Here is a 24,947-nt window from a genome sequence, read left to right as displayed (position 1 = left end):
TCATATCCCTGCAAATGGCTCATTCATTCCATCCTTCAGATATGCAACGCTCATATGCTTTGTGTTCTTTGCAAATCCAACGTTTCCCTCTCGGTCAATCATGATTATTCCCATGGTGTCTCTTCCAAAGTGCTTGGTTGCTAGTTCAATCGCTGCTTCACTTGCCTTTTGTGCGCTTAACCCAAGTCTGACAAAATCAACTGCAGTCTTTGCCAAAGACAGCTTTATGGCAACTTCTCCAAGCCCAGTACAAGACGCCCCAGCGAATTCATTAGCATAAGTTCCAGCACCGATTATTGGAGTATCACCTACCCTGCCGAATATTTTTAAGAAAACTCCTCCCGTTGAAGTTCCAGCTACAATTTCCTCTCCATCAAAAGCAACGGCTCCAACTGTGCTCCTTAGAACTTCAGGATATTCTTTGATTAACTCACTGATTCTCTTCCAATATGGGATTGTACCCTCTTTTAGGAGTTTTTCTCTAAGTTCTTTCCATTGTCTCATTCTCTCCTCAGTTGTTGGGTCATATTCTTCAAAACCCATTATGCGGGCAAATTTGAGGGCTCCTTCACCAACCAAAAGAACGTGGTCGGTCTTTTCCATAACTTTCCTTGCGACACTTATTGGATTTTTAACTCCCCATATGCTAGCAACTGCTCCAGCCTCAAGGGTTTTACCCATCATAATAGCAGCATCCATTTCGACTTTGCCATCTAAGGTTAGCACACTCCCAGTACCAGCATTAAAGACAGGATTATCCTCTAGAGCTTTAATAGCCTCTTCAACGGCATCTAGCGCTGAACCGTTCTTAAGTTCTTTCCAACCTGCTAGAACTGCCTCTTTCACTCCTTTAATGACCTTTGGAATTTTTTCCTCTTTTTTGATAGTCCCAGCTCCCCCATGAACGATAATCGCAACCATCAAAACCACCGCTATTTAATGAATTTGAGAATGTTAAAAAAGTTGTGGAAGCGAGAAAATAATCAGCTTAGTGCCATATTAATTATTGTCTCACCTATATTTTCAAGATATTCAAGAATTCTGCGATAGCTATCCATTGCGATAGACTTTTTGTAGTCAATTTGTTTGATTTTTTCCTTTAGGGCAAGCATGAGGGAATCTATTTTCTTTAGATCTTTCTTGGTTATCTGACTTAGCATTTCGATGTACATTTCTTTTACGTATTCAACTTCAATGTCATAATCAAAGTTCTCGGCAATCCTGATGATATGATCCCCAATTCTTTCAATGTTGCGGACCATAAACAAAATCCCAATTAAATCAAAGCTTCTTTTGACAATTCCACTTTCTTCAATTAAACTTCTCTTAGAAAGTATCTTATTGACAGCCCTAATTGTGAGGAAATAAAATCTATCAAGCTCGTTTTCTAGGTCATTTATGTCTCTGATTAATTCTTTTGTCTGTGATTTCTTCATGAAGTATAAGTCCTCAAACATGGAGACTATTATTGAATTTATTCTCTCTAGTATTTCTCTAAGGTTTATTTCCTCATCGGCAAGCAAGCTTTTACCAACTATTCTTGTAGGTTCATCGAGGATTATCTCTACTCCTGGTAGGCTTTGAATAACCTTTCTAATTTTGACTTTGTAGTGGGGCAACTCTTTTGTAAATTTGACTTCGAGAACATCATAACCCTGGACATATGCTGAAATAATTAGTCTGACAGCCATATCCGGCGAGTATTCCTCTGAGATTGTTAGTTCTTTCTTTTCACTAATTTCCTTAGGTTCCTTAGGGAATATCGTTATCGAACCATCGGGATTAACAATTAACGGCACAACATCCCCCTGCTTCAGATTGTTTTCTTTAATCCATTTTTTTGGTAAGGAGATTATGTAGGAGCTCCTGCCAGTAAATTGAATTTTTCTGAACTCCATCTCAATCACCTTAGGAACCATCTTGACAGTTTTAATAGATATCTTCACAATATCTCATAATATCCAGATTATTAACAGTCAGTGTCTATATAGATTAAGTGGTATATATAAAGATTGTGAGAAAAGTAAATTAACGAGCTAGTTTTATACCCCTCTCAAGGGCCCTGAAATTGATTTCCCAAAGTTTTTCTTTGAGTGTCTCTTTTATTCCTTCTTTTAAGCTTTCTTTCTTGAGGGGTATAAGGCCCTTCCCATATGCGTAGCCAAGCATAATAACCCCAAGAGTTCTTGGATTTATCTTATCTGCTACCTCTTGGAAATTGAACATATCAGTAGGACAAATCTTTGAGAGCGCTTCTTTTATCTCATCTAAATCTGGATATCTCTCTTTTCCTACAAGTGTAGTTGCTGTGTGTATCAGATATGCATTGACAATAGCATAGCTCTTTTTGCTTAAGAAGCGTGCATTTCTTAAAGCTTCTGCTGGCTCTAAAGCGAGCATTAAATTGGCTTCACCCTCTTCAATAAGTGGAGAATAAACGTCTTCACCAAAGCGCAGATATGAGAGAACACTACCATATCGCTGACTCATGCCAAGTGTTTCCCCTATCCTGACCTTGTAACCCTCATGCATTGCGGCACTTCCAATTATCCTTGAAAGAGTTAGTCCTCCTTGGCCTCCAACGCCAGTAATGATGAGATTAAACTCCATTCGTTATCACCATAGAGATTTGAAAATAAAATGTTAAAAAGCTAGTGCAGGAGTAAATGCATGATCTTCTGAAAATTTTGAGGCTTTTTCTTTTTTGAGCAAAATATAATCGAAAACAGAAAAGGACACAAGAAATTTTAGGCTTCAAGCTTAAGTCTTCTAATTATGAATTCTTTGTCAAGAGAAGCCAAGAAGCTTGCTAATCTTGGCCCTCTGTCTTTACCTATGAATAGCTGATAGAGAACTTTGAACCACTGTTTGCTTGGAATGTCTCTCTTCTTTGCAGCATCAAAAATTATATTGTTAAGCTCATCAACACTAAACTCTTTCCTACTCTCCAACCACTCAGCAACCTCTCTGAGAGCTTCTTTAATTTCTTCACTTACCTCGATTTTTGGAACCTCCTGGAGGATTGAGAATTTCACGGTATCTGGAGCGTATTTGCTTACCCAATTCTTTGCAAGCGTAATCCTAAGTTTAATCCTTTCAGTATCCTCTTCGGTAAGATTCTGGGGGACGTGACCTTGCTTTTTGAGGATTTCAATAATTCTACCCTCATCCAAATGAGGCATCTGCACTAGTACAACAAGGAATCTAAATGGTGCTTGGGCAACTAATCGTTCTGGGATCTTTGGCATTGAGAGTTCATACGTTCTCTTGAGCTCAATTTCTTCTTCCTCATTTTTTGCCTTTTCGAGACCAAAGTATATGCGCTCGACTTTGTCGAACTCATCATAGAGGTTCAGCAAACCCAAGCCGAGGTCAATCTTAATCTCCTTATTTGGCCTGTGTCTGGCATATAGGAATCTTATCACTCCGGGCTCAAGAACTTCATAGAGATCACTAAGTAAGATAACGTTGCCCTTTGAGCCGCTCATTTTGCCTTTTTGCCCTTTTATTCCAACAAACTCATACATGAGTGTTAGTGGAGGCTCTTTGCCGTAAACTGCTTTTATGATTTCCCTTCCAGTATCAAAGCTCGAACCAGCTGCTAGGTGATCTTTTCCTGCAGGCTCGAAGTCAACTTCAAAATGTGCCCATCTCATGGGCCAATCCACACGCCACCTCAGCTTTACATTTCCTTCTCTTATGTCTGTATCTCCTTCACTTCCACAATGTGGGCACTTGTATTTTATTTTCCATTCACCATCCCATTGGATAAAATCCGCCTCTTTTCTGCACTTTGGACAGTAAATCTGAACTGGTTGCCAGTTTTCTTCTAAATGGGGCTGTTTCGCCATGTCACGGAATTTGTTAAGAATTGCGACTATTTTGTCCCTATTCTCAAGAGCTTTTCTTATATCGTTGGCGTATTCTCCACTCTTGTAAAGCTTGCTTGCTCTCAGGAAATCAACTTCTATACCGAGTTTTTCAACTTCACTTTCAAAGAGCTCCATGAAATGCTCTGCATAGCTATTATGACATCCCCAAGGATCGGGAACTTCACTGACCGGCATTGTCAAGTATTCTTTCCATTCGCTTGGAATATTTTTTGGAACTTTTCTGAATCTATCGTAATCATCCCACATGTGAATGTGCCTAACCTTTTTCCCTTTATCTTTTAGTGCATGACCGACAATGTAAGCGGTAAAAAGTTCTCTAAAATTGCCGATATGGACGTATCCACTCGGAGTTATGCCACTTTCAACGACGTACTCCTCTTTGTTCCCTCTCTCTCGTATTATCTTTTCAGCCATATAATCTGCCCAATGAACCATTCTCACCACCTGCTGGTAAATATGAGGGATACTTTTTAAGCTTTGGCTCTTTCTCCGAAAACTTTATAAAGTTGTTTATATATAACGAATATAAAAAGTAAATTTAAAACTAAAAGTGTTGATGAAAATGAGTTGGGAGGAATTGGGAAGCTATGAACTTGAAAGTTTTCAAGTGTTCTTTCCAGCATCTTTGGAAATCCAAGAAGAACTTCTAAAAGCAGGATTCAAAGTGCCCTATGATAAAGAAAAAGGCATTGCAACTCCAATACCAGTTGTAGTAGCCTTTAAAACTGCTAGAAAACTCAGAAAAGATAAGCTGTTGAAGAGTAGGAAAATTAAAGAGAACGGTAATTTTGCTGAGATTAGTCCAGAAAAAGCACTTTTGAGAGTGCTAATAAATGAGAAAGGGTTCTTGAAATTGGAATTTAAAGTTGAAACTTACCATCTTGAGGATTTAGGTTTTGTGAGAGTGCCTCCGAGAATCTGGAGTACTTGGGCTAGCTTTTCGTTGTCCACCAACATTTTTGAGAATATAAGCGAAAAACTCGAAGGATTCGTTAATGAAAGACCGAAAGGTATGTATTTTGCATCAAAAAGCAATGGAAAAGAGATTGAGGTTTATTCCTATAAAGGAAGGAAAGCCAAAAATCTTGGCATCCCCGTTTTTGGCTACAATCTGAGCTTAGAGTCATTTGAACTGGTTAAAGAGTACCTAAACGAAAAGGCAGAGCAAAATAGAGTAAACAATGAAGTTTTGCCATATCTTAAGCTAGGCTTGAAAAAGAGAAAGGAAACAAAAGCTGGCTTAAAGGTTGGCATAGTATGGAGAGAAGGAAAGGCAGAGAGGATAACACTTAGGCTTTCAACAACATATCCAAAAATTAAGATTGCCGGGCTTTATGGAGAGCTGGAAGGAAAGTCAAGAGGAGAGCTTAGTAAGGAGAAGGAGCACTTTGTTATAGTTCATTCCAATGACTTCTATTGGGCTCTTCTAAATACCAAGAATGCTTTCGGCTTTTAGCTACCCAATGTTAGGCATCAGACGAAAAATATATTAGTCCCATTTTCAATTTTTCATTTGGTGAAATCATGCTCTATGCTGGGATTGCGGCGGCATTTATTCTCTTTGCAATATGGATAACTAGGTATCTCGGAGAAGAATATGCATGGATAAACAGGAAGATAATTCATTTTAGCATTGTTCCAGCTGTGTTGTTTTATAATGCTGGGTTGATTGCTCGAGAAATCTTTGCAGTAGCTGCATTTTTATTTGGAGCTTTTCAACTGCTCACCCATATAAAAAGAGATGAGCTTTCTTGGTACCAAATAAGAAATAACTATGGAGAAGTTTTCTTTGCATTTTCAGCGGCAGCTGTTGTTTGGTTTATTGAGAAGGAATACGCCGTTGTAATCCTTCTTGTGATGGCAATAAGTGACGGTGTCACTGGAATACTGAGGTTTTTCTACTTTAAGGCAAAGGGATTCAATGTTAGGCTCAGAAAGCATTGGATTGGTAGCGTAGGCTACTTAATTTCTGCGGTTATAATAGTGGCAATTATTTTCCCACAATCTTCGATTGTATCAAAGATTATTTGGGCTGGGATACTTACATTGGCAGAGTATCAAAGATTTCTTGATGATAACTTAGCAGTTCCTCTTGTTGGAGTTTTAATAAAGGGGATTTTGTAATTACTCGGTCCATCTAACCTTTAAGCTGTCTTTTTTTATCTTATTGAACTCATCTTGTAAAGCCTTCCCGCTTTTTTCCATAAATGCTTCGATGTCATCAATTCCAATTTCCTTTAAGCCAATAGCATTGACATCTTTGGGTATTCCTTTAGCTTCAACGTTTATACCTATGTGGATTTTAATGCTAACCGGAGAAACAGTTGCTATTGAGATGCTGAGCTTTTTGTCTTTAATGTATATGTCGTCTCCTTTTCGTTTGATTTTCACACCATATTCAGACAGGAGTTCGCAGATTTTTGCTATGAACAGCTTTTGCAATGCTGATGCAAGTAGGACATTGGGAAAGTCAAAAACCTCGATTATGTAATGGACCATATCATCGCTTTTGATTTCTTTTTGAGCTCTCACGTCTTCAATGTCAATCATCTCTTCGACTTTCACATCACACTTACCTCTAAAAACAACTATGGAGTTTCCAAGAATCCCAAAATTTCTATAAGCCCAGTGGCTTCTTATCGCCGAGCCATCGTAATCAATTCTTTTGTCTTTAACAACCAGAAGTTCCATCATAGACCCTCCAAAACTTTTTTCAGCTCTTCAAAACTTTTTACATCAACCCACATTTGAATAAACTTAATGTTTGGGATTTCCCTTTTTATGTTTCCAAGGTGGAGTGTTCTGTCATCAATATAAATTATTTCATCAACTTCATACCCTATGCTCTTAAGCTGTTCAACTGTTCTTGAAATCATGCCTGCCTTGTCTGGGTGGTTCTCAATTTTGGGGAATGTAAAATAATCCCAGAGACCAAGAGCTTCAAGAATTGGTCTGACAAGTTCTTCTATATTCCAGCTTGCGATGCTTAGGATGGACTTATCCTTTGCCCAGTTTAGGAATTCTCTAACGCCTGGGAACAGTGAAAGCTCATTGCCATAGGCATCAATCACGGTGTCCTCATGAACTTCAAAAGGTGGTACAAGCTGAGAAGCATCCTCATGATCCCATAAAGTGCCATCCAAATCTAAAACCAACAGCTTCATTTGACCACCAAATAAAATACGGAGAAGGATTATAAAAATTATCATCAAGTTTATTCTACTTCTAATAATCATAACTCAAAGGGTAAATCCGTCTCGAAGAGCTAGGGAAGATAATATCTTAGCTTAAATAATTTCATATACATCCAAATAATCGGGATTATATCCAATAGGGTTTCCTCATCATCATAGCTTTCTTAAATATTTCCACTAGCTCTTCGTCACTGGCTCCTTCTCTGATTGGGGTTAGTATGTCAATTAGATCATCTTTTCTGAGAAGGCATGTTTTTAGATGTCCATCAGCTGTTAATCTTATTCTCGTACAATTCGCGCAGAATACTGTATTATGCATTGAACGAACTACCTCCACTTCAGCTACCCCATTTTCAGTTGGAATGAAGTATTTTTTTCTTCTATGAAGCCTTCTTTCCTTAATTTTTACGGCTTTTTTGGCAAATTCCTCTTCAAGCGGTTTTAACGGGTAGAAGTACCTTTTAAAGAACCAAGAATCCATGAGTTCTCTTGGGACCTCAATTTCAATAAGTTGAAGAACGGCTCCAATTCTGGCTGCATAGTTGATCATATCCCATATTTCCATGTGATTTAAATCTTTCATAACAACCATGTTGAGTTTTACGAGCTTGAAAAGTTTAACAGATTTTTCAATACCCTTCAAGACCCATGGGAGAACATCAAAGCCAGTTATCTTTTTGTATTTATCTCTATCTAACGTATCAAGACTTATATTCACTCTGTCAAGTCCCGCCTCTTTTAGTTCCTCAGCCAATCTATACATGACAGTTCCATTTGTAGTCAAAGACAGATCAACTACATAAGGCCTGATCCTTTTTATGATTTCAATGATATCACTCCTTATTGTAGGTTCTCCTCCTGTAAGTTTAACCTTTTTTATACCAAGGCGAGAAGCAATTTTAACTATTCTTTCAATCTCTTCTGGTGTCATTTCTCTCTTTCCTTTCATCTGTCCTTCTCTGTGGCAGTAAAAACAATTTAAGTTACAATCCTTAGTTATAGAAATCCTGAGGTTAGTTACAGGCCTCCCATATCTATCGACTAACGCCATGATTTCACCCTCACCCTGATTTAATTTACTCACTTAAAAAAACCTTATGGGTAAACACTTCTATTTGACAACGAAAAGTAAAAGTATGGGATATGGGTATAGAGTTATAGGAGGGAATAAATGTGAATGTGGAAAAATTGGAAGAGCTAATTTCAAAAGCAGAGATGCTCCATAAAGACTTCGAGAGGCTGTTCTTAAAGCTCTACGAGTATGCAAATCAAGACTATTTTAAGGGTATTAGTGAAGTCATTCTCAAGCTCCATGAGTTAAGTGATGAAAAATTTGAAACTGCATCACAGATTTATAAAGTGCTTGCTTCAGTTGGAGGAAATCTTGAAAAAACAGGGAGAGAACTTCAGAAAAATGAGCATCAGATGAGATTTAGAATTGAAGAGATAATAACCTTGTTAGGTCATTCAAAAGGAAGTTTCAGCGAAAAGCTCAAAACAAAAGCTGCCCTTCAGAGATTGTTTCAATTTCATAGAATTTATGATTACTCAGTGACTCAAACATTACAAAAGTTAAGTGCTGAGATTGATAGTTTAATCTTCATAAGCGAAAAAGAGAAAAAGTCCCCAACGAGTATAATTGAGAGGCTTAAAAAAATTGAAGATCTTGAAGAGAAATTAAATACTTTAACAACTTTCGTGTTTCATATTTACTCTCATCCATCATGGGTTCATAAAGTTGAGGAATCCTTGAGAGAGTGGCATTCCAAGGGATTGCTTTGGGTTGAATCGAGAAATGTAGAGCAAAATACTGGGATTGATAGAGTCCATGTGGCTCAAATATTAGAAGGTCTAACTCTCATCGGTATTGTGGAAAAAAAGAAAAGGGGTGGTGAAAGTGTCTACAAACTCAGGGGTTTCGGTGAGGATTAGAGGGATATACAGCACTGCACTGACTAAACTTTTGCTTGACAGAGGATTTAAAATTAGTCAGCCCAGCCAGAAAATAGCGGAAAGATTGAACCTTGAAAAGACTTATAGTGAATTTGATGTTGATATATATGACAAAAAGGACAATCAAGGTGTTATCTTGGTTGGAACTAAGGTTGAAGAAATCAAGAAAGTCTTTGAAGAGGAATTTATTGATGTCTTTTTTAGAAAAATGCCATATCAGCTTTATGGAATTTACAAGGGAATAGTAATTAAGAGAGATGAGCAATATATCTATGTTGATATCGGAAGTGCAATTGGAACAGTGCTAATTGAAGAGTTGCCAGATGCTGCAGAAGGAGATGAAGTTCTTGTTCAGGTTAAAAAACACAACGTATTGCCCCACTTAAGCACCTTACTAACAATTCCTGGAGATTATGCCGTGTTAATTCCCAAACCTATTGGTGCTCAGAGACACGTGAAGATTTCAAGAAAAATTAGATATCCGGAAGAAAGAGAGAGGCTCAGGATTTTAGGACTAAGTATTGATCTAGGAGAGTGGGGAATTCTTTGGAGGACTGCTGCTGCATACAAAGATTGGAACACCCTAAGAGATGAACTTGTTAAACTTTCAAAGCTTGCGGATAAGCTTAAAGATGCTGACAAATCTTCTGCACCTGCAAAAATAATCGAAGGAAGAGACATTTATGAGGTCGAATTCGGGGGAGGTACAAGGAAAAAACTCGACAACATTAGAAATGAAGTCTTACCAACAATAGATGGACATCACCAGTTTAAAGCTTATGATCCAGAATTCAGCTTTGCAGTAGAAATTGCAGAGGGTATTTTGGCTAAAATGCCTTCTCAGAGAATAAAAGTAAGAGAAGGATTTATTGAGGCGTTGATAAGCAATAAAGGGCCAAAAATTGGATGGTTATTCACACTAGAACACATCAAGCCTGACGGCCAAAAAGTGAGAATTGGGCCTGGAGAAATTCTTGAAGTATCTGTTAATCCTCTTAAAATAAAAATTAAACGAAATCTTAAGCCTGGGAAAATATATGATGGCTTAGAGATACCAATTGAGTATGGGGACTACGCCATAACTGAAATCGAGGAAGGCAAATGGTGGTACAAGCACAGCTACTATGACAAGGACGGCAACTTGAAAGGAGAATATTATAACATAAACACACCGATTGAAATTTATCCAGATAAGGCAAGGTACATAGATCTTGAGGTTGACATCGTTAAGTGGCCAGATGGAAAGAAGGAAATAATCGATAAGGATGACCTTAAGAGGCATTATGAAGATGGCATAATAAGTGAGAAGCTCTATAAGGCGACTCTCAGAATTACACAGGAAGTTTTTGAAAAGATTTAAATCCTCACTTTTCTCTTTTTCTCAATAATCAAATGTCCTCAATCCCTTTGTCGGTAATTTTGAAGTAAACTATCCCCCCTTCTGGCCTAAAGCGGTGCCTCTCCAGTACTGCTATTCTGATTCCAGGTCTGCTCAGCTTTTCTAATCGCAAGATATCCTTACACTTATAACCCAAAGTATGCTCAGCAATTGGTTTGAGAGAATTCGAATTTGAATCAAAATAAACCTGGTTGACAACTATCACAGCCAAATTATACTTTCTCGCAAGCCAGAGAAGTACTTGAAGCTGCTTTCCCAGCTCAACATTCAAGCTCTGTTTGTTCTTCTCCACTCTGTAATGGGACGTTATTGAGTCAACAACAACAAGGGAAAAACGCTCGTTAACTATTGTTTTGAGCTTTGATATAATCCTCTTCTGTTCTTTAAAGTCTTGTGGCTCAAAAATTATAAACTTCTGGAGAGTTTCATCAGCATTTAGTCCTCTTGTTTCTGCCATAAGTTTAAGTCTCTCCGGAGAAAAACCACCTTCTGTATCAATGTAAGCAACTTTTCCCCTATTGAGGAGGCCTATCTGCATTGCAAGAGTTGTCTTTCCTGTAGCAAATGCTCCATACACCTGAGTTAAAATTCCTCTCTCAATCCCCCCACCAAGAAGTTCATCCAGACTCCTGCTTCCGGTTGTGAGTTTGTCCATAGAATCACCAGTTAAACATAGAACACTTCTCCAACTTTAAGAGGCTTTATTAATGTCCAGACTCTCCTTCTTCTAAGTTCTGTCTGAAGTTTTTCAACACTTCCATATCCATAAACTCCATAATGCATTGGTATAACGATCTTTGGTCTAACAGCCTCGATTATATCAGCTGCTTCTCTCTCATTTGCCGTAGAGCGACCACTTATTGGAACTAGCAGAATATCCACCATTCCTCTCAATTGTTTAAACGATGGTGTATAATATGTGTCACCAGTATGCCAGACACTCCTCTCGCCAAATATTATGTAGCTAAGGGGATACTGGCTTGATGGATGCTCAGCATAGACTGCTTTGACTTTAACACCATTTTTAAGCTCGATCTCTTGATCTTCTTCAATAGTTTGGACATCTGTTAATCCATCGCTGATTGCCATTAGATACACTGTTTTGGGTCCAATTACCTTTGCTTTTCTAAGTCTTGCCAGAAGGGGTGTTTTGCCATAATGGTCACTGTGTTCATGAGTAACTAGGATATAATCTATCTCGCCAATTTTGTCATCATCAACATCCGGGTAAGGGTCAATTAAAATTCTCACTCCATTAGTTTCAATGAGAAAACATGCGTGCCCATACCACACAATCTTCATTGGCTCTGCCTCCAAAATAAGAGTTTTGTGTCCTTAAACTTAAACCTTTCCATTTGCTTTATTTCACTAAAACCTCAGAACGATTCATAGTAAATAGTTGAATTTATAAATGACATCCAAACTACAAAGTAATGAGGAAAATGAAGGGCCTAATAGTGAAAGAACCCTTTGCTTCATGGATAGTGGAAGGTAAGAAAGTCTGGGAAATTAGGAAAAGCAATACAAAAATCAGAGGAGAGATTTTCATAATAACTAAAAAGAAAGCAATTGGAAAAGTTGAAATTGTTGATGTTCTTGGACCTTTTACACCAGAAGAACTTGCAAATCATAAAGATAAGCATCTGGCAGACTATGAATTTTTGAAAAAATATGCAAAGGGAAAGAAACTTTACGCATGGGTGTTATCAAATCCTCAAAAATTTGAAGAGCCCAAGGAAGTCATTATGGCAAATGGTGCTCAAATATGGGTCAACATAAGGGGGTTTAAGAAATGAGAAAATTTTTCTTTCTCCCACTAAGCTTGCCATTCCTCATACTTTTTCTGCTGTTAATACCCATCTTATTTTTGCTCTTTGCGGGAACTATAACACTGGCATTTCAAAAGCTTGGTCTTCCTCTGCCCGTTGCGTATACTCTCTTTTGGGCTTCCTTAATTGGAAGCTTCATAAATATCCCCATAGCAGAAACAAGGACATATGCACCAATACTAAAGGTAAGGGAAGTGAGTTTTTTTGGAATTAGATACCCTGTTCCATATATCGATTGGGGAGAACAAAAGATGATAATTGCTATAAACGTTGGTGGAGCACTAGTTCCCTTGAGCATAGTTACCTATGAGTTCGTCAGGTTTGCACTTATTGGAGATACAGAGTTAATTGCTAGGATACTCATAGCAATATTGATATCTGCAATACTCAGCAACATCTTTTCAAAACCAGTTAAAGGACTAGGAATTGCAATCCCAACATTTATTCCTCCCCTCATAGCCGCTTCCCTGGCTCTCTTAATTGGAGGCCCTAACAAGCCAGCAGTGGCATATGCAAGTGGAACCATGGGTGTTTTAATTGGGGCGGATTTACTTAACTGGAGTAAAATTAAGGAACTTGGAGCTCCAATGGTAAGTATCGGTGGCGCAGGCACATTTGATGGCATTTTTCTCGCTGGTATAATTGCGGTATTATTGGTTTAGGGAGGTGATATCATGAAAATTGTCCTTGGAAGTGGTGCTCAGCACTTGAAAAATGAGATTGAAGAAAAAAGTCAAAATTACAAGAAAGATCTCCTTGAGGTAGAGATTAAAAAGTTTCCAGATGGTGAAAAATACGTCAGAGTGTTTGGAGAAGGAGAGGAAGCTATTATCGTACAATCAACATATTCTCCCCAAGACGAACATTTAATTGAGCTTCTTTTATTGGGAGATGCACTTAGAGAAAAAGGATTCAAAAAGCTAATTGCAGTTGTCCCTTATCTTGCATACTCAAGACAAGACAGAGTTACAAAGGATGGAGAGCCAATAAGCGTTAGAGCTATTATGAAAGCGATAAGCATTTACTATGATGAGCTTTATGTTTTTGACCTGCACAATCCCAAGACACTGGAATTTTTCCCCAAAAAGGCAGTTAATCTGAGTCCAGCAAGGGCAATTGCTAGCTATTTCAAAGACAAACTTAGAGAGGGCATAGTCCTAGCACCAGACAAAGGAGCTCTAGAAAGAGCGAGAGCCGTTGCCAAAATTTTAGGAGTAGAGTTTAGTCACTTTGAGAAAAAGAGAATTTCCCCAACTGAAGTCCAGATGACTCCAGTCAATATTGACGTTGAAGGAAAGAATGTGCTAATAGTTGATGACATTATAAGCACAGGTGGAACGATGATAAGGGCAGCGAACATATTGAGAAAAATGGGAGCAAAAAAGATATACGTTGTAGCTACTCATGGAGTCTTTGCTGAGGGTGCTATTGAAAGAGTTAGCAAAGCTGTCGATGAGCTTGCAGTAACAAATACTATTCCAACCCCAGTTTCAAGGATAAGCATCGTTGAGGACATATTGATGCTTTAATTTTTAACATTTCTTTGTCTAATTTTATGTCACATTATGTAATTATTTGATACAAATTTGAAGATTTTCCAACTATATAAGTGTTTTGCAAAAATTTTTTATTGGTGATGTTGCTAAGTATTGGGTGGAGCCCCCGAATAAGGGGGCGCAAGCCCAGGCACAAGACGGCGGCGTCGGGGGGACTGGGTGCAAAGCACCCAACATGAACCCCGCCCTCCGGCCATGGGCACAACCAATGCACTCCCGAGGAAAACCCCGAAATGGGGGACCCCTCGGGGGTAAGGCAGGCCCAACACCCCGACCAAACCCCGGACGGGAATTGGTACTCCCCTTTGAGGGGAGTCCCACCGGCCGTACTCCCATTTCAATTCCGGTTGATCCTGCCGGAGGCCACTGCTATGGGGGTCCGACTAAGCCATGCGAGTCATGGGGGTGTCCCTTCTGGGACACCACCGGCGGACGGCTCAGTAACACGTCGGTAACCTACCCTCGGGAGGGGGATAACCCCGGGAAACTGGGGCTAATCCCCCATAGGTGTGGGGTACTGGAAGGTCCCCACACCGAAAGGGGCTTCGTGCCCGCCCGAGGATGGGCCGGCGGCCGATTAGGTAGTTGGTGGGGTAACGGCCCACCAAGCCGAAGATCGGTACGGGCCATGAGAGTGGGAGCCCGGAGATGGACACTGAGACACGGGTCCAGGCCCTACGGGGCGCAGCAGGCGCGAAACCTCCGCAATGCGGGAAACCGCGACGGGGGGACCCCCAGTGCCGTGGCAACGCCACGGCTTTTCCGGAGTGTAAAAAGCTCCGGGAATAAGGGCTGGGCAAGGCCGGTGGCAGCCGCCGCGGTAATACCGGCGGCCCGAGTGGTGGCCGCTATTATTGGGCCTAAAGCGTCCGTAGCCGGGCCCGTAAGTCCCTGGCGAAATCCCACGGCTCAACCGTGGGGCTTGCTGGGGATACTGCGGGCCTTGGGACCGGGAGAGGCGGGGGGTACCCCTGGGGTAGGGGTGAAATCCTATAATCCCAGGGGGACCGCCAGTGGCGAAGGCGCCCCGCTGGAACGGGTCCGACGGTGAGGGACGAAGGCCAGGGGAGCGAACCGGATTAGATACCCGGGTAGTCCTGGCTGTAAAGGATGCGGGCTAGGTGTCGGGCGAGCTCCGAGCTCGCCCGGTGCCGTAGGGAAGCCGTTAAGCCCGCCGCCTGGGGAGTACGGCCGCAAGGCTGAAACTTAAAGGAATTGGCGGGGGAGCACTACAAGGGGTGGAGCGTGCGGTTTAATTGGATTCAACGCCGGGAACCTCACCGGGGGCGACGGCAGGATGAAGGCCAGGCTGAAGGTCTTGCCGGACACGCCGAGAGGAGGTGCATGGCCGCCGTCAGCTCGTACCGTGAGGCGTCCACTTAAGTGTGGTAACGAGCGAGACCCGCGCCCCCAGTTGCCAGTCCCTCCCGCTGGGAGGGAGGCACTCTGGGGGGACCGCCGGCGATAAGCCGGAGGAAGGAGCGGGCGACGGTAGGTCAGTATGCCCCGAAACCCCCGGGCTACACGCGCGCTACAATGGGCGGGACAATGGGATCCGACCCCGAAAGGGGAAGGAAATCCCCTAAACCCGCCCTCAGTTCGGATCGCGGGCTGCAACTCGCCCGCGTGAAGCTGGAATCCCTAGTACCCGCGTGTCATCATCGCGCGGCGAATACGTCCCTGCTCCTTGCACACACCGCCCGTCACTCCACCCGAGCGGGGTCCGGGTGAGGCTCGGTCTCCCTTCGGGGAGGCCGGGTCGAGCCCGGGCTCCGTGAGGGGGGAGAAGTCGTAACAAGGTAGCCGTAGGGGAACCTACGGCTCGATCACCTCCTATCGCCGGAAACCCGTCCGGGGGGTTTAAGGGGTGTTGGGCCTGCCATAGAGTGGGCCGGTAGCTCAGCCTGGGAGAGCGCCGGCTTTGCAAGCCGGAGGCCCCGGGTTCAAATCCCGGCCGGTCCACCACGAAGAGGTGCACATCCCGAGCAAAGCTCGGGGTGGAAGGGTCCTAGGCCCCGAATAGGGGTCACGATGAGGGCCGTGCATAGGCGGATTGGCCCAAAAAATGCCCAGCCCCTCAAGTAAGGGGCAAGAAACCTAAGCCGCCTGGTGGATGGCTCGGCTCGGGGCGCCGACGAAGGGCGTGGCAAGCTGCGATAAGCCCCGGTGAGGCGCAGGCAGCCGTCGAGCCGGGGATTCCCGAATGGGACCTCCCGCGGCTTTTGCCGCACTCCCGGCAGGGAGGGGGAACGCGGGGAATTGAAACATCTTAGTACCCGCAGGAAAAGAAAGCAAAAGCGATGCCGTGAGTAGGGGCGACCGAAAGCGGCACAGGGCAAACTGAACCCTGGGTGGAAACACCCAGGGGATGTGGTGTTGTAGGGCCCCGCGCTGAACCCTCGGGGGTGAAGCCGAAGTCCGCTGGAACGCGGCGCCGGAGAGGGTGATAGCCCCGTAGGCGTAAGCCCCCAGGGTTCTGCGGGGTTCCTGAGTACCGTCGGTCGGATATCCGGCGGGAAGCTGGGAGGCATCGGCTCCCAACCCTAAATACGTCCCGAGACCGATAGCGAACTAGTACCGTGAGGGAAAGCTGAAAAGCACCCCGGGAGGGGGGTGAAAAGAGCCTGAAACCAGGCGGCGATAGGTGGGTGCGGCCCGAAAGGAGTGAGCCTTCCCGAAGGAAACCCCGGCGACGGGGGAGTACGAGGGAAGGGGACCGGGGTTGCACCGTCCGTCTTGAAACACGGGGCAGGGAGTTCACGGCCGTGGCGAGGTTAAGGGGGTAAAACCCCGAAGCCGTAGGGAAACCGACAGGTCCGCAGGCGCTTTGCGCCGAGGGACGGGGTGTGAAAGCGCCCGGAGTCACGGCCGTGAGACCCGAAACCGGTCGATCTAGCCCGGGGCAGGGCGAAGTCCCTCAACAGAGGGATGGAGGCCCGCTAGGGGTGCTGACGTGCAATTCGCTCCCGTGACCCCGGGCTAGGGGTGAAAGGCCAATCGAGGCCGGAGATAGCTGGTTCCCGCCGAATTATCCCGCAGGATAGCCTCCCCGGAGGTAGGCGGTGGGGTAGAGCACTGATTGGAGGTGCAGGGGGAGAAATCCCCCGGCCTCCTGTCAAACTCCGAACCCACCGCCGCCGTAGATGGGGGGAGTAGGGGGACGGTGTAAGCCGTCACCCGAGAGGGGAACAACCCAGACCGGGGTTAAGGCCCCTAAGTGCCGGCTAAGTGTTACTCCAAAGGGTGTCCCTGGCCTTAGACAGCGGGGAGGTAGGCTTAGAAGCAGCCATCCTTTAAAGAGTGCGTAACAGCTCACCCGTCGAGGTCAGGGGCCCCGAAAATGGACGGGGCTTAAGCCGGCCGCCGAGACCCCGGCGCACGGACCGATTGGTCCGTGATCGGGTAGGCGGGCGTCCCGGTGGGGTAGAAGCCGGGCCGTAAGGTCCGGTGGACCCGTCGGGATTGCGGATCCTGCCGGGAGTAGCAGCATAGCCGGGTGAGAATCCCGGCCGCCGAAGGGGCCAGGGTTCCACGGCAATGTTCGTCAGCCGTGGGTTAGTCGGTCCTAACCCGACCCGTAACTCGGCGTCGGGGAAAGGGAAACGGGTTTATATTCCCGTACCGCGGGGGTAGGTGCGGCAACGCAAGCCCGGAGGGTGACGCCTCGGGGTAGGCGGACCGGTCGATAAGGCCGGCTAAGCGTATAAGCCCGGGGAGTACCGTAATGGTGAGAACCGGGTGAAAGCGCGAATGGCCTCCCGTTAGGGGGGTTCCGCCGATCCCTGGGGCCCGTGAAAAGCCCTCCGGGAACGATCCCCCGCGACCGTACCGAGAACCGACACTGGTGCCCCTGGGTGAGAAGCCTAAGGCGTGTCGGGGGAAACCCAGCCGAGGGAACTCGGCAAATTGGCCCCGTAACTTCGGGAGAAGGGGTGCCTGCGGGTGCGTAACCCGCAGGTCGCAGTGACTAGGGGGGCCCGACTGTTTAATAAAAACACAGGTCCCAGCTAGCCCGAAAGGGTTTGTACTGGGGCCGACGCCTGCCCAGTGCCGGTACGTGAAGCCCGGGTACAACCGGGTGAAGCGCCGGTAAACGGCGGGGGTAACTATAACCCTCTTAAGGTAGCGAAATTCCTTGTCGGTTAAATGCCGACCTGCATGAATGGCGTAACGAGGTCCCCACTGTCCCCGGCTGGGGCCCGGCGAAACCACTGCCTGGCGCATATGCCAGGGACCCCCGGTGGGAAGCGAAGACCCCATGGAGCTTTACTGCAGCCTGCCGTTGCCGTACGGCAGGGGGTGCGCAGCGTAGGCGGGAGGCGTCGAAGCCCGGTCTCCGGGCCGGGTGGAGCCGTCCATGAGACACCGCCCACCTCCTGCCGTACGGCTAACCCCCGAACGGGGGGACAGCGGTAGGTGGGCAGTTTGGCTGGGGCGGCACGCCCTCGAAAAGGTATCGAGGGCGCCCTAAGGTCGGCTCAGGCGGGTCAGGAATCCGCCGTAGAGTGCAAGGGCAAAAGCCGGCCTGACTGGACCCGTAACAGAGGCGGGTCCAGCCCCGAAAGGGTGGCCTAGCGAACCCCAGTGCCTCCCCGGTGGGGGCCTGGGATGACAGAAAAGCTACCCTGGGGATAACAGAGTCGTCTCGGGCGAGAGCCCATATCGACCCCGAGGCTTGCTACCTCGCTGTCGGCTCTTCCCATCCTGGCCCTGCAGCAGGGGCCAAGGGTGGGGGTGTTCACCCATTAAAGGGGAACGTGAGCTGGGTTTAGACCGTCGTGAGACAGGTCGGATGCTATCTACCGGGGGTGTTGGCCGCCTGAGGGGAAGGTGCCCCCAGTACGAGAGGAACAGGGTGCCGCGGCCTCTGGTCTACCGGTTGTCCTACAGGGCATAGCCGGGCAGCTACGCCGCGTCCGATAAGGCCTGAAGGCATCTAAGGCCGAAGCGGTCCCCGAAAATAGGCGGCCATTCCCTGGCGCAGGGCCTGGGTGACCGGCCCATGCCAGGGACGAGGGCGCCCGCAGAAGACGGGTTTGATGGGGCGGGGATGTAAGCGGGAAGGGAAACCGACCCGTTTAGTCTGCCGCTCCCGGAGTAGGAAAAGAGACTACTCAGGGTCAGCCAATGTTGTCATCTTCACTGGAATCGATAGGGGAACCTTAGCAGTTTACGATAGGGAGAGCCTTGAAAAGACCATAGCAGTTCTCAAGGAGTATGAGAGCCAACCACTTGGGTACTCCGAGGAGCGGAGCATGATAGATGAGACTTTCAAGGGAGGTCTTCTGGAGAGGTACACCAACAAGATAAGGAACCTGCTGGAGAAGCTGGAATACTTCACTGACCCTGAGTAGTCTCACTAGAAAAGAGGAGTGAAGCCCAGAGAGTATTCAGGCAGATTGCCGGGATATATGTCCTCCTGCCAGAGCTCATGAAATACAAGCCAGAAAATGACGTGGTAGAGGTTCTCGGGGAGATTCTAAGCGATCCAGTGAACTGGAAGAAGAGCTGGGATGAGATACGGGAACTGGTAAGAGAAAAAACCGGAAAAGAAGCTGGAAAATGGGAACTGAAAAGTTATCTTTACAGGTACTCGGTTAGCGTTCCGGTATGGGTCTTTTTGGACGAGAGGCATTCAAAACTTCAGCAGGCTCTGAAGAGAACCTTTAAGGGATTCCCAGTGCTCGTTGGTCTGAAAGATGAGACCCTTGAGACAATTTGGGATTTTGGAATTGATAAAGGCCTAGAAAAGGGACTTGACGAGGATGATATGATACTATGATTACAGCTTGTCTTGTAATTTCTATTACCACTCAAACTGTTACACCTTCAAGTGTAGTGGAGGTTGCACTATGACAGATACCTACCCCAAAGACCGCCTCACCATCCGCGGCACCGAAATTAACTATCTCTTCATCTGCTCAACTAAACTCTGGTACTTCTCTAAAGGCATCACCATGGAACAGGAAAGTGAATGGGTTGATCTTGGCAAATTCCTTCACGAAAAGAGCTACTTCGGAGAAGAAAAAGAAGTCAAAATTGGTCCAATAAGCATTGACTTCATCAAGAAAGGCGACATCATAGAAGTGCATGAAGTCAAAAAGGGCAAATCAATGGAAAAGGCTCATGAAATGCAAGCTTTGTATTATCTCTACTACCTCAAAAAGCTCGGCATCAAAGCAAAAGCAATCCTAAACTATCCAAAACTCAGAGAAACCAGAAAGATAACTTTAGAAGGCAGAGAAAAGGAAGTTGAAGAAGTTATAAGAGAAGTTGAGCGAATAAAAGCACTCACAAAACCTCCAGAACCTAAAAAGAGCAGAGCCTGCAAAAAGTGCGCATATTATGAGCTCTGCTGGGTTTGAAGTAATAGAGTGAAAAATTCTCTAATCATCCGGTAATCCTTATGCCATTTTGGCTTTCATCTTTATTGTATTTCTCAAATCCTTGCATTGCGTTATGCTAGAGTTGAGAGCAATAATACCATAATTAAAAATGTTATCGGTAACAACCCCTTCATGCTGTATTATCTCCTTTTAAGCACAATGAAGGTTATGAGTGAATAAGCTATTATCATGACATCCCATGGAATCGAAGCTTTCACTGATTGTTTTGGAGCAGAACCAAGTCCGTAATCTGAGTATCCTCTCTTATAACTTATCCTACCAAAGATCCTATTCCAATTATTGTCTTCGAAATCTTCATATAATACAGTTCCATTTGGCAATTTAATTCTTAAATTATCAATTGCCATCTTAAATCTGTTGTTTGGATCGGTACTTCCAAAAACAAATCCAATTCCATAGCAGACTTCAGTGAGAGTAAAGTTCTTCCATTTCCAACTTAAATATGAATCTTTAGGAGCTGAAAGAATGAATGAAGTGTCCCACTTCCCGACTAAATCTCCATCAACATAATATTTAACTTCAAAATTCGTACCGTTGTGCTTGTCCACTTCAATTTTTATTCTATGCACTTTTTCAATCCATACATTTGGGTCATCATATTTTGAAAAACTATCCGTTTTCAAATATGTTACATATCTATCAGGACCCACAAGGGTAAGGCGTCCTCCGTCCCATAATCTTATATCGTAGTATTTGTCGGGATTTGAATTTACAGTATTTGTATTCAAATGAACTTGCATTAAGGCTAAGGGTGCCCAATCTGTTCTTGATTCATAATATTCCACATAAACCTCATATTCTAATTCAAAACTCTCACCATCGTTTATAGGCAGGTTTCTTAAGGATTCATTCGCACCTAAATACATCCATGAGTCATAGTCCTTCTCAATCCATAACACGTTTCCCTCCATTGCATACACACAACAAAAATGTAAGAAAATCAATAAGAATAAGGTGTATTTTGCGTATTTCATTGGCACTCACCTAAATGTTTCAAATATCTGTACCCAAAATATGCCCCAATCAAGAGCATGATAACAACTCCACCTATAACCCATAGACTAAGCCCTCTATCCCCAAACTTTTTATCTGGATTTACTGGTTCCATTTGGGATTCATTGAAATTTAAAGGGTCGTAAGATGTTTCAGTAGCTTTAGCAAAAGAACTCAATAGCAATAGTAACAAAATTAGCCCCACTGCTCTCATTTTCTCACATCCTGACTTGTTTGTCTAATCTTGCTTAGTATGTTTTTATACCTTGTATTATTTATAGTTTTTATAATTTTTTCATGTCTTAGTACAAATTTTGTATTGATATATTTATCACATAGAAATGCTAATATATCATTTTGGAAATAACAAAGTAATAACATTGGAATATTTAACTGTAACAAAAAGTATCTAATTTCGGCAAAGTTGGTGATAAAGATGAGAAGGAAAAGCCTAACTATATTTTCAGATGGAACTCTCTATCGGAAAGAAAACACTCTTTATTTTGAAAACGCCCAAGGGAAAAAGCCTTTGGCAGTGGAGGGCATTTACGATATCTACGTTTATGGAAAAGTCACTATAACCTCCCAGGCTCTCCATTTTTTAGCCCAGAAGGGAATAGCCGTCCACTTCTTCAACCACTACGGCTACTACGATGGTTCATTTTACCCTAGGGAAAGCCTCCATTCTGGAGATTTAGTTATAAAGCAGGCTGAGCACTATCTTAACAGAGGAAAACGTCTAAAGCTGGCAAAGCTATTTGTCATAGGTGCTGCAAAGAACATGGAGCGCAACTTAAAGCGTTGGGGAGTTAATGCTTCATTTAATGATCTTTTGGATGAACTTGAAGATATCCAGAAAATAACTGATATTATGAATGTTGAGGCAAGAATAAGGCAGGAGTATTATGTTTTATGGGATGAAACTTTACCAGATGACCTCAAGATTGTGAAGAGAACAAGAAGGCCTCCTCAAAATGAAATGAATGCCTTGATAGGCTTCTTAAACTCAAGGCTGTATCCGGTGATAATCAGCGAACTCTATAACACCCAGCTGACGCCAACGATAAGTTATCTGCATGAGCCGAGCGAAAGAAGATTTTCTCTTGCTCTAGACTTAAGTGAAATATTCAAGCCAATAATAGCTGATCGCATAGCTAACCGCTTGGTAAAGCAAGGTGTAATTAAGAAGGAACACTTTAGAGATGACTTAAACGGTGTTCTGTTAAATGACGAGGGTAAAAAGATTGTCCTAAAAGCCTTTAACCAAGAAATGGAGAAGAGCGTTAAGCATCCAATGCTTAAGAAGAACGTAACAAAGAAGCGATTAATTAGGCTTGAGGCGTATAAGCTGATAAAACATCTCATTGGGAGCCAAGAGTATAGTCCATTGGTAGCATGGTTCTAAATTATATCCTCCAGAGGATTCTTCTCTATCCCCAAGCTTTCCCTTTTTGGTTTTGAGCGGAGCTTGTAAATCACCACTGAATCTTCGTTTTCATCTATCAAATCGAGAAGACCCTCTTTTATGCGCTTAAACTCCGCTAAGGTAATTTCTCCCTCAAAAACGCTGTTTTGAACCCAATGCAAATATTGACGCAAGAACTTTTTGACCTTATTTACTCTCGAGACATTGACATCATAAACGATGACCACATACATGGCTCATCATAGTGACTTTGACCATACTTCCATTTAATCTTTTTGAAGATTTTTCGATACTCACTGATGTTCCAGTTTTTGCAATTTTTGGGTTCTAATATGGTTTGATTCCAAAATGGAGGCTCGAGAATGTGTTGGAAGATTTTAGTAATCAGTTGTTATTAAATTACATTGTGTTGCACATTTTTACTGAAATCATAACATTTTAAATGTATTCATTTGGAAGGGGGGACTCTCGAGGTTTCTTTAGTAAGTATTCCTTTTGGAAATTTGACCATTTTTAATATAGATCCCTTATTATTTAGTTTTTCTAGTTTTAACACCTAAAAAGTTGTTGGAGATGGTCTGAACATCGCTGTACGTTCGTTGAATTATAGGAAAATGGCTGAGAATTAGCTTAATTGATTGCTAGTAGGGTATCAATCAGAGGTTTGCTTTAGCTCTGTTTTTGACCCTTTGGAGAAAAGCTTTTATAATTCAAGTGTTTTTATAGTTTTATTAGAGAAATAGGACAAAATTGCACCCTGTTTCAATAAGACTTTAGAAGAATTGAAATTTGGTTAGAAATGTGTGGTTTTCGTCAAACAAAGAGATAGTCCTCTAAAAGGTCAATTATTTCAATTCTTCTAAAGTCTTATTGAAACTAACCTTACTTATGCCATAGTCCTCTAAAAGGTCAATTATTTCAATTCTTCTAAAGTCTTATTGAAACTAACCTTACTTATGCCATAGTCCTCTAAAAGGTCAATTATTTCAATTCTTCTAAAGTCTTATTGAAACTAACCTTACTTATGCCATAGTCCTCTAAAAGGTCAATTATTTCAATTCTTCTAAAGTCTTATTGAAACTAACCTTACTTATGCCATAGTCCTCTAAAAGGTCAATTATTTCAATTCTTCTAAAGTCTTATTGAAACTAACCTTACTTATGCCATAGTCCTCTAAAAGGTCAATTATTTCAATTCTTCTAAAGTCTTATTGAAACTAACCTTACTTATGCCATAGTCCTCTAAAAGGTCAATTATTTCAATTCTTCTAAAGTCTTATTGAAACTAACCTTACTTATGCCATAGTCCTCTAAAAGGTCAATTATTTCAATTCTTCTAAAGTCTTATTGAAACTAACCTTACTTATGCCATAGTCCTCTAAAAGGTCAATTATTTCAATTCTTCTAAAGTCTTATTGAAACTAACCTTACTTATGCCATAGTCCTCTAAAAGGTCAATTATTTCAATTCTTCTAAAGTCTTATTGAAACTAACCTTACTTATGCCATAGTCCTCTAAAAGGTCAATTATTTCAATTCTTCTAAAGTCTTATTGAAACTTGAAGACCGATTTGAGGCTGATTTTAGATGGAAAGGGTTTCAATTCTTCTAAAGTCTTATTGAAACTTGAAGACCGATTTGAGGCTGATTTTAGATGGAAAGGGTTTCAATTCTTCTAAAGTCTTATTGAAACTTGAAGACCGATTTGAGGCTGATTTTAGATGGAAAGGGTTTCAATTCTTCTAAAGTCTTATTGAAACTTGAAGACCGATTTGAGGCTGATTTTAGATGGAAAGGGTTTCAATTCTTCTAAAGTCTTATTGAAACTTGAAGACCGATTTGAGGCTGATTTTAGATGGAAAGGGTTTCAATTCTTCTAAAGTCTTATTGAAACTTGAAGACCGATTTGAGGCTGATTTTAGATGGAAAGGATTTCAATTCTTCTTTAGAAGAATTGAAATTTTATAGAGGAAGGTGCAAAACTTCTAAGTAGAGCGAAGTTTCAATAAGACTTTAGAATAATTGAAATTGAATAAAGATTGCTGTAGCTTCATCGTGAATGATGTGTTTCAATAAGACTTTAGAAGAATTGAAATACCTCGACCTTGAGAATAGCTTCTCTAAGCATGTAATTGGTTTCAATAAGACTTTAGAAGAATTGAAATACGTAGCAGCAGGGGCAAAGGTTGCCATAGCGGTTCAGTTTCAATAAGACTTTAGAAGAATTGAAATACAAAAATCATGACGGCGATGATAGTTGTCGGTGAGAGTTTCAATAAGACTTTAGAAGAATTGAAAT

22 protein-coding genes, 1 tRNA gene, 2 rRNA genes and 1 CRISPR repeat array (1 of these 26 cut by a window edge) are annotated in these 24,947 nt (G+C 43.0%); of the genes, 13 read left to right on the top strand and 12 right to left on the bottom strand.

Annotated features, from left to right (window positions below; all coding sequences use genetic code 11):
- From TES1_RS05415 to lysS, 4 genes are all read right to left on the bottom strand, one after another.
- A complete protein-coding gene (locus TES1_RS05415; RefSeq protein ID WP_042680903.1) occupies window positions 1-921 on the bottom strand; it encodes an isoaspartyl peptidase/L-asparaginase family protein in 921 nt (306 codons plus the stop codon).
- 62 nt (window positions 922-983) lie between these two features.
- Entirely contained in the window at window positions 984-1,898 is a 915-nt protein-coding gene (locus TES1_RS05410; RefSeq protein ID WP_042680901.1) for a phosphate signaling complex PhoU family protein, read from the bottom strand.
- A gap of 130 nt (window positions 1,899-2,028) precedes the next feature.
- Window positions 2,029-2,610: an indolepyruvate oxidoreductase subunit beta gene (locus TES1_RS05405; RefSeq protein ID WP_042680899.1), complete on the bottom strand. Its 582-nt coding sequence runs from the start codon at window positions 2,608-2,610 to the stop codon at window positions 2,029-2,031.
- A 137-nt stretch (window positions 2,611-2,747) separates the two neighbouring features.
- Entirely contained in the window at window positions 2,748-4,328 is a 1,581-nt protein-coding gene (lysS, locus tag TES1_RS05400) for a lysine--tRNA ligase (RefSeq protein ID WP_042680897.1), read from the bottom strand.
- 121 nt (window positions 4,329-4,449) lie between these two features.
- Here lysS and TES1_RS05395 point away from each other — a divergent pair, with 121 nt between their 5' ends.
- Both TES1_RS05395 and TES1_RS05390 read left to right on the top strand, forming a co-directional pair.
- Window positions 4,450-5,349 (top strand): PhoI, encoded by a 900-nt coding sequence (locus TES1_RS05395; RefSeq protein WP_320406868.1) that lies wholly within the window; start codon window positions 4,450-4,452, stop codon window positions 5,347-5,349.
- 68 nt (window positions 5,350-5,417) lie between these two features.
- A complete protein-coding gene (locus TES1_RS05390) occupies window positions 5,418-6,017 on the top strand; it encodes a hypothetical protein (RefSeq protein ID WP_042680891.1) in 600 nt (199 codons plus the stop codon).
- On the opposite strand, the gene TES1_RS05385 is transcribed toward TES1_RS05390, so the two are convergent.
- The 3 genes from TES1_RS05385 to moaA form a co-directional block, all read right to left on the bottom strand.
- The gene (locus TES1_RS05385) at window positions 6,018-6,584 is read right to left on the bottom strand and encodes a DUF366 family protein (protein WP_042682736.1); all 567 of its coding nucleotides are present in this window, start codon (window positions 6,582-6,584) and stop codon (window positions 6,018-6,020) included. It abuts the gene before it with no gap.
- The gene (locus TES1_RS05380; RefSeq protein ID WP_042680888.1) at window positions 6,584-7,057 is read right to left on the bottom strand and encodes a magnesium-dependent phosphatase-1; all 474 of its coding nucleotides are present in this window, start codon (window positions 7,055-7,057) and stop codon (window positions 6,584-6,586) included. The genes TES1_RS05385 and TES1_RS05380 overlap by 1 nt, the downstream gene beginning before the upstream one ends.
- A 157-nt stretch (window positions 7,058-7,214) precedes the next feature.
- Complete coding sequence (gene moaA / locus TES1_RS05375; RefSeq protein WP_042680887.1) at window positions 7,215-8,138, bottom strand: GTP 3',8-cyclase MoaA; 924 nt, start codon at window positions 8,136-8,138, stop codon at window positions 7,215-7,217.
- A gap of 122 nt (window positions 8,139-8,260) precedes the next feature.
- On the opposite strand from moaA, the gene TES1_RS05370 reads away from it, so the two are divergent.
- Both TES1_RS05370 and TES1_RS05365 read left to right on the top strand, forming a co-directional pair.
- Window positions 8,261-9,019, top strand: coding sequence for a hypothetical protein (locus TES1_RS05370; RefSeq protein ID WP_042680886.1), 759 nt, complete (start codon window positions 8,261-8,263; stop codon window positions 9,017-9,019).
- On the top strand, window positions 8,985-10,400 hold the full coding sequence (locus TES1_RS05365; protein WP_042680885.1) for a DUF402 domain-containing protein: 1,416 nt from the start codon (window positions 8,985-8,987) through the stop codon (window positions 10,398-10,400). The genes TES1_RS05370 and TES1_RS05365 overlap by 35 nt, the downstream gene beginning before the upstream one ends.
- Before the next feature lie 28 nt (window positions 10,401-10,428).
- Here TES1_RS05365 and radB read toward each other — a convergent pair whose 3' ends face one another.
- Together radB and TES1_RS05355 are read right to left on the bottom strand one after the other, a co-directional pair.
- Window positions 10,429-11,094, bottom strand: coding sequence for a DNA repair and recombination protein RadB (gene radB / locus TES1_RS05360; RefSeq protein ID WP_042680884.1), 666 nt, complete (start codon window positions 11,092-11,094; stop codon window positions 10,429-10,431).
- An 11-nt stretch (window positions 11,095-11,105) separates the two neighbouring features.
- On the bottom strand, window positions 11,106-11,741 hold the full coding sequence (locus TES1_RS05355; RefSeq protein WP_042680882.1) for an MBL fold metallo-hydrolase: 636 nt from the start codon (window positions 11,739-11,741) through the stop codon (window positions 11,106-11,108).
- Window positions 11,742-11,881: 140 nt separating this feature from the next.
- Between TES1_RS05355 and TES1_RS05350 the strand changes: the two genes are divergently transcribed.
- From TES1_RS05350 to cas4, 8 genes are all read left to right on the top strand, one after another.
- A complete protein-coding gene (locus tag TES1_RS05350) occupies window positions 11,882-12,235 on the top strand; it encodes an ASCH domain-containing protein (RefSeq protein WP_042680881.1) in 354 nt (117 codons plus the stop codon).
- Window positions 12,232-12,930, top strand: coding sequence for a DUF1614 domain-containing protein (locus TES1_RS05345; RefSeq protein WP_042680880.1), 699 nt, complete (start codon window positions 12,232-12,234; stop codon window positions 12,928-12,930). Before TES1_RS05350 ends, TES1_RS05345 begins: the two co-directional genes overlap by 4 nt.
- Before the next feature lie 12 nt (window positions 12,931-12,942).
- Window positions 12,943-13,797 (top strand): ribose-phosphate diphosphokinase, encoded by an 855-nt coding sequence (locus TES1_RS05340; RefSeq protein ID WP_042680879.1) that lies wholly within the window; start codon window positions 12,943-12,945, stop codon window positions 13,795-13,797.
- 367 nt (window positions 13,798-14,164) lie between these two features.
- A 16S ribosomal RNA gene (locus TES1_RS05335) occupies window positions 14,165-15,659 on the top strand.
- 53 nt (window positions 15,660-15,712) lie between these two features.
- A tRNA-Ala gene (locus TES1_RS05330) sits at window positions 15,713-15,789 on the top strand.
- Between the two features lie 125 nt (window positions 15,790-15,914).
- A 23S ribosomal RNA gene (locus TES1_RS05325) occupies window positions 15,915-18,939 on the top strand.
- The 16S and 23S rRNA genes sit together here with 1 tRNA gene alongside, the layout of an rRNA operon.
- 316 nt (window positions 18,940-19,255) lie before the next feature.
- Window positions 19,256-19,606, top strand: coding sequence for a hypothetical protein (locus TES1_RS05315; protein WP_042680877.1), 351 nt, complete (start codon window positions 19,256-19,258; stop codon window positions 19,604-19,606).
- Window positions 19,607-19,676: 70 nt separating this feature from the next.
- Window positions 19,677-20,189, top strand: a complete 513-nt coding sequence (cas4, locus tag TES1_RS05310; protein ID WP_042680876.1) for a CRISPR-associated protein Cas4 — start codon at window positions 19,677-19,679, stop codon at window positions 20,187-20,189.
- A gap of 161 nt (window positions 20,190-20,350) precedes the next feature.
- Here cas4 and TES1_RS05305 read toward each other — a convergent pair whose 3' ends face one another.
- Complete coding sequence (locus tag TES1_RS05305; RefSeq protein ID WP_042680875.1) at window positions 20,351-21,205, bottom strand: hypothetical protein; 855 nt, start codon at window positions 21,203-21,205, stop codon at window positions 20,351-20,353.
- The gene (locus TES1_RS10910; protein WP_144080598.1) at window positions 21,202-21,339 is read right to left on the bottom strand and encodes a DotU family type IV/VI secretion system protein; all 138 of its coding nucleotides are present in this window, start codon (window positions 21,337-21,339) and stop codon (window positions 21,202-21,204) included. The genes TES1_RS05305 and TES1_RS10910 overlap by 4 nt, the downstream gene beginning before the upstream one ends.
- A 321-nt stretch (window positions 21,340-21,660) precedes the next feature.
- Between TES1_RS10910 and cas1b the strand changes: the two genes are divergently transcribed.
- Window positions 21,661-22,629: a type I-B CRISPR-associated endonuclease Cas1b gene (cas1b, locus tag TES1_RS05295; RefSeq protein WP_042680873.1), complete on the top strand. Its 969-nt coding sequence runs from the start codon at window positions 21,661-21,663 to the stop codon at window positions 22,627-22,629.
- Here the strand turns inward: cas1b and cas2 are convergent.
- Window positions 22,626-22,883, bottom strand: a complete 258-nt coding sequence (cas2, locus tag TES1_RS05290; RefSeq protein WP_042680872.1) for a CRISPR-associated endonuclease Cas2 — start codon at window positions 22,881-22,883, stop codon at window positions 22,626-22,628. The genes cas1b and cas2 overlap by 4 nt on opposite strands.
- 1,696 nt (window positions 22,884-24,579) lie before the next feature.
- Window positions 24,580-24,947: a CRISPR direct-repeat array (repeat unit 30 nt; unit sequence GTTTCAATAAGACTTTAGAAGAATTGAAAT) (it continues 1,830 nt past the right edge of the window).

Source organism: Thermococcus paralvinellae (assembly GCF_000517445.1).
GTDB classification, from domain to species: Archaea; Methanobacteriota_B; Thermococci; order Thermococcales; family Thermococcaceae; genus Thermococcus_B; species Thermococcus_B paralvinellae.
Note: the sequence above shows the minus strand (reverse complement) of the source record. Positions and strands in the feature narration are given on the sequence as shown.

Bases quoted from the DNA above. Each gene is read 5' to 3' on its own strand.
- TES1_RS05415 (WP_042680903.1), bottom strand. From the start codon at position 921: ATGGTTGCGATTATCGTTCATGGGGGAGCTGGGACTATCAAAAAAGAG.
- TES1_RS05410 (WP_042680901.1), bottom strand. From the start codon at position 1,898: ATGGAGTTCAGAAAAATTCAATTTACTGGCAGGAGCTCCTACATAATC.
- TES1_RS05405 (WP_042680899.1), bottom strand. From the start codon at position 2,610: ATGGAGTTTAATCTCATCATTACTGGCGTTGGAGGCCAAGGAGGACTA.
- lysS (WP_042680897.1), bottom strand. From the start codon at position 4,328: ATGGTTCATTGGGCAGATTATATGGCTGAAAAGATAATACGAGAGAGA.
- TES1_RS05395 (WP_320406868.1), top strand. From the start codon at position 4,450: ATGAAAATGAGTTGGGAGGAATTGGGAAGCTATGAACTTGAAAGTTTT.
- TES1_RS05390 (WP_042680891.1), top strand. From the start codon at position 5,418: ATGCTCTATGCTGGGATTGCGGCGGCATTTATTCTCTTTGCAATATGG.
- TES1_RS05385 (WP_042682736.1), bottom strand. From the start codon at position 6,584: ATGGAACTTCTGGTTGTTAAAGACAAAAGAATTGATTACGATGGCTCG.
- TES1_RS05380 (WP_042680888.1), bottom strand. From the start codon at position 7,057: ATGAAGCTGTTGGTTTTAGATTTGGATGGCACTTTATGGGATCATGAG.
- moaA (WP_042680887.1), bottom strand. From the start codon at position 8,138: ATGGCGTTAGTCGATAGATATGGGAGGCCTGTAACTAACCTCAGGATT.
- radB (WP_042680884.1), bottom strand. From the start codon at position 11,094: ATGGACAAACTCACAACCGGAAGCAGGAGTCTGGATGAACTTCTTGGT.
- TES1_RS05355 (WP_042680882.1), bottom strand. From the start codon at position 11,741: ATGAAGATTGTGTGGTATGGGCACGCATGTTTTCTCATTGAAACTAAT.
- TES1_RS05350 (WP_042680881.1), top strand. From the start codon at position 11,882: ATGAAGGGCCTAATAGTGAAAGAACCCTTTGCTTCATGGATAGTGGAA.
- TES1_RS05345 (WP_042680880.1), top strand. From the start codon at position 12,232: ATGAGAAAATTTTTCTTTCTCCCACTAAGCTTGCCATTCCTCATACTT.
- TES1_RS05340 (WP_042680879.1), top strand. From the start codon at position 12,943: ATGAAAATTGTCCTTGGAAGTGGTGCTCAGCACTTGAAAAATGAGATT.
- TES1_RS05315 (WP_042680877.1), top strand. From the start codon at position 19,256: ATGAAATACAAGCCAGAAAATGACGTGGTAGAGGTTCTCGGGGAGATT.
- cas4 (WP_042680876.1), top strand. From the start codon at position 19,677: ATGACAGATACCTACCCCAAAGACCGCCTCACCATCCGCGGCACCGAA.
- TES1_RS05305 (WP_042680875.1), bottom strand. From the start codon at position 21,205: ATGAAATACGCAAAATACACCTTATTCTTATTGATTTTCTTACATTTT.
- TES1_RS10910 (WP_144080598.1), bottom strand. From the start codon at position 21,339: ATGGAACCAGTAAATCCAGATAAAAAGTTTGGGGATAGAGGGCTTAGT.
- cas1b (WP_042680873.1), top strand. From the start codon at position 21,661: ATGAGAAGGAAAAGCCTAACTATATTTTCAGATGGAACTCTCTATCGG.
- cas2 (WP_042680872.1), bottom strand. From the start codon at position 22,883: ATGTATGTGGTCATCGTTTATGATGTCAATGTCTCGAGAGTAAATAAG.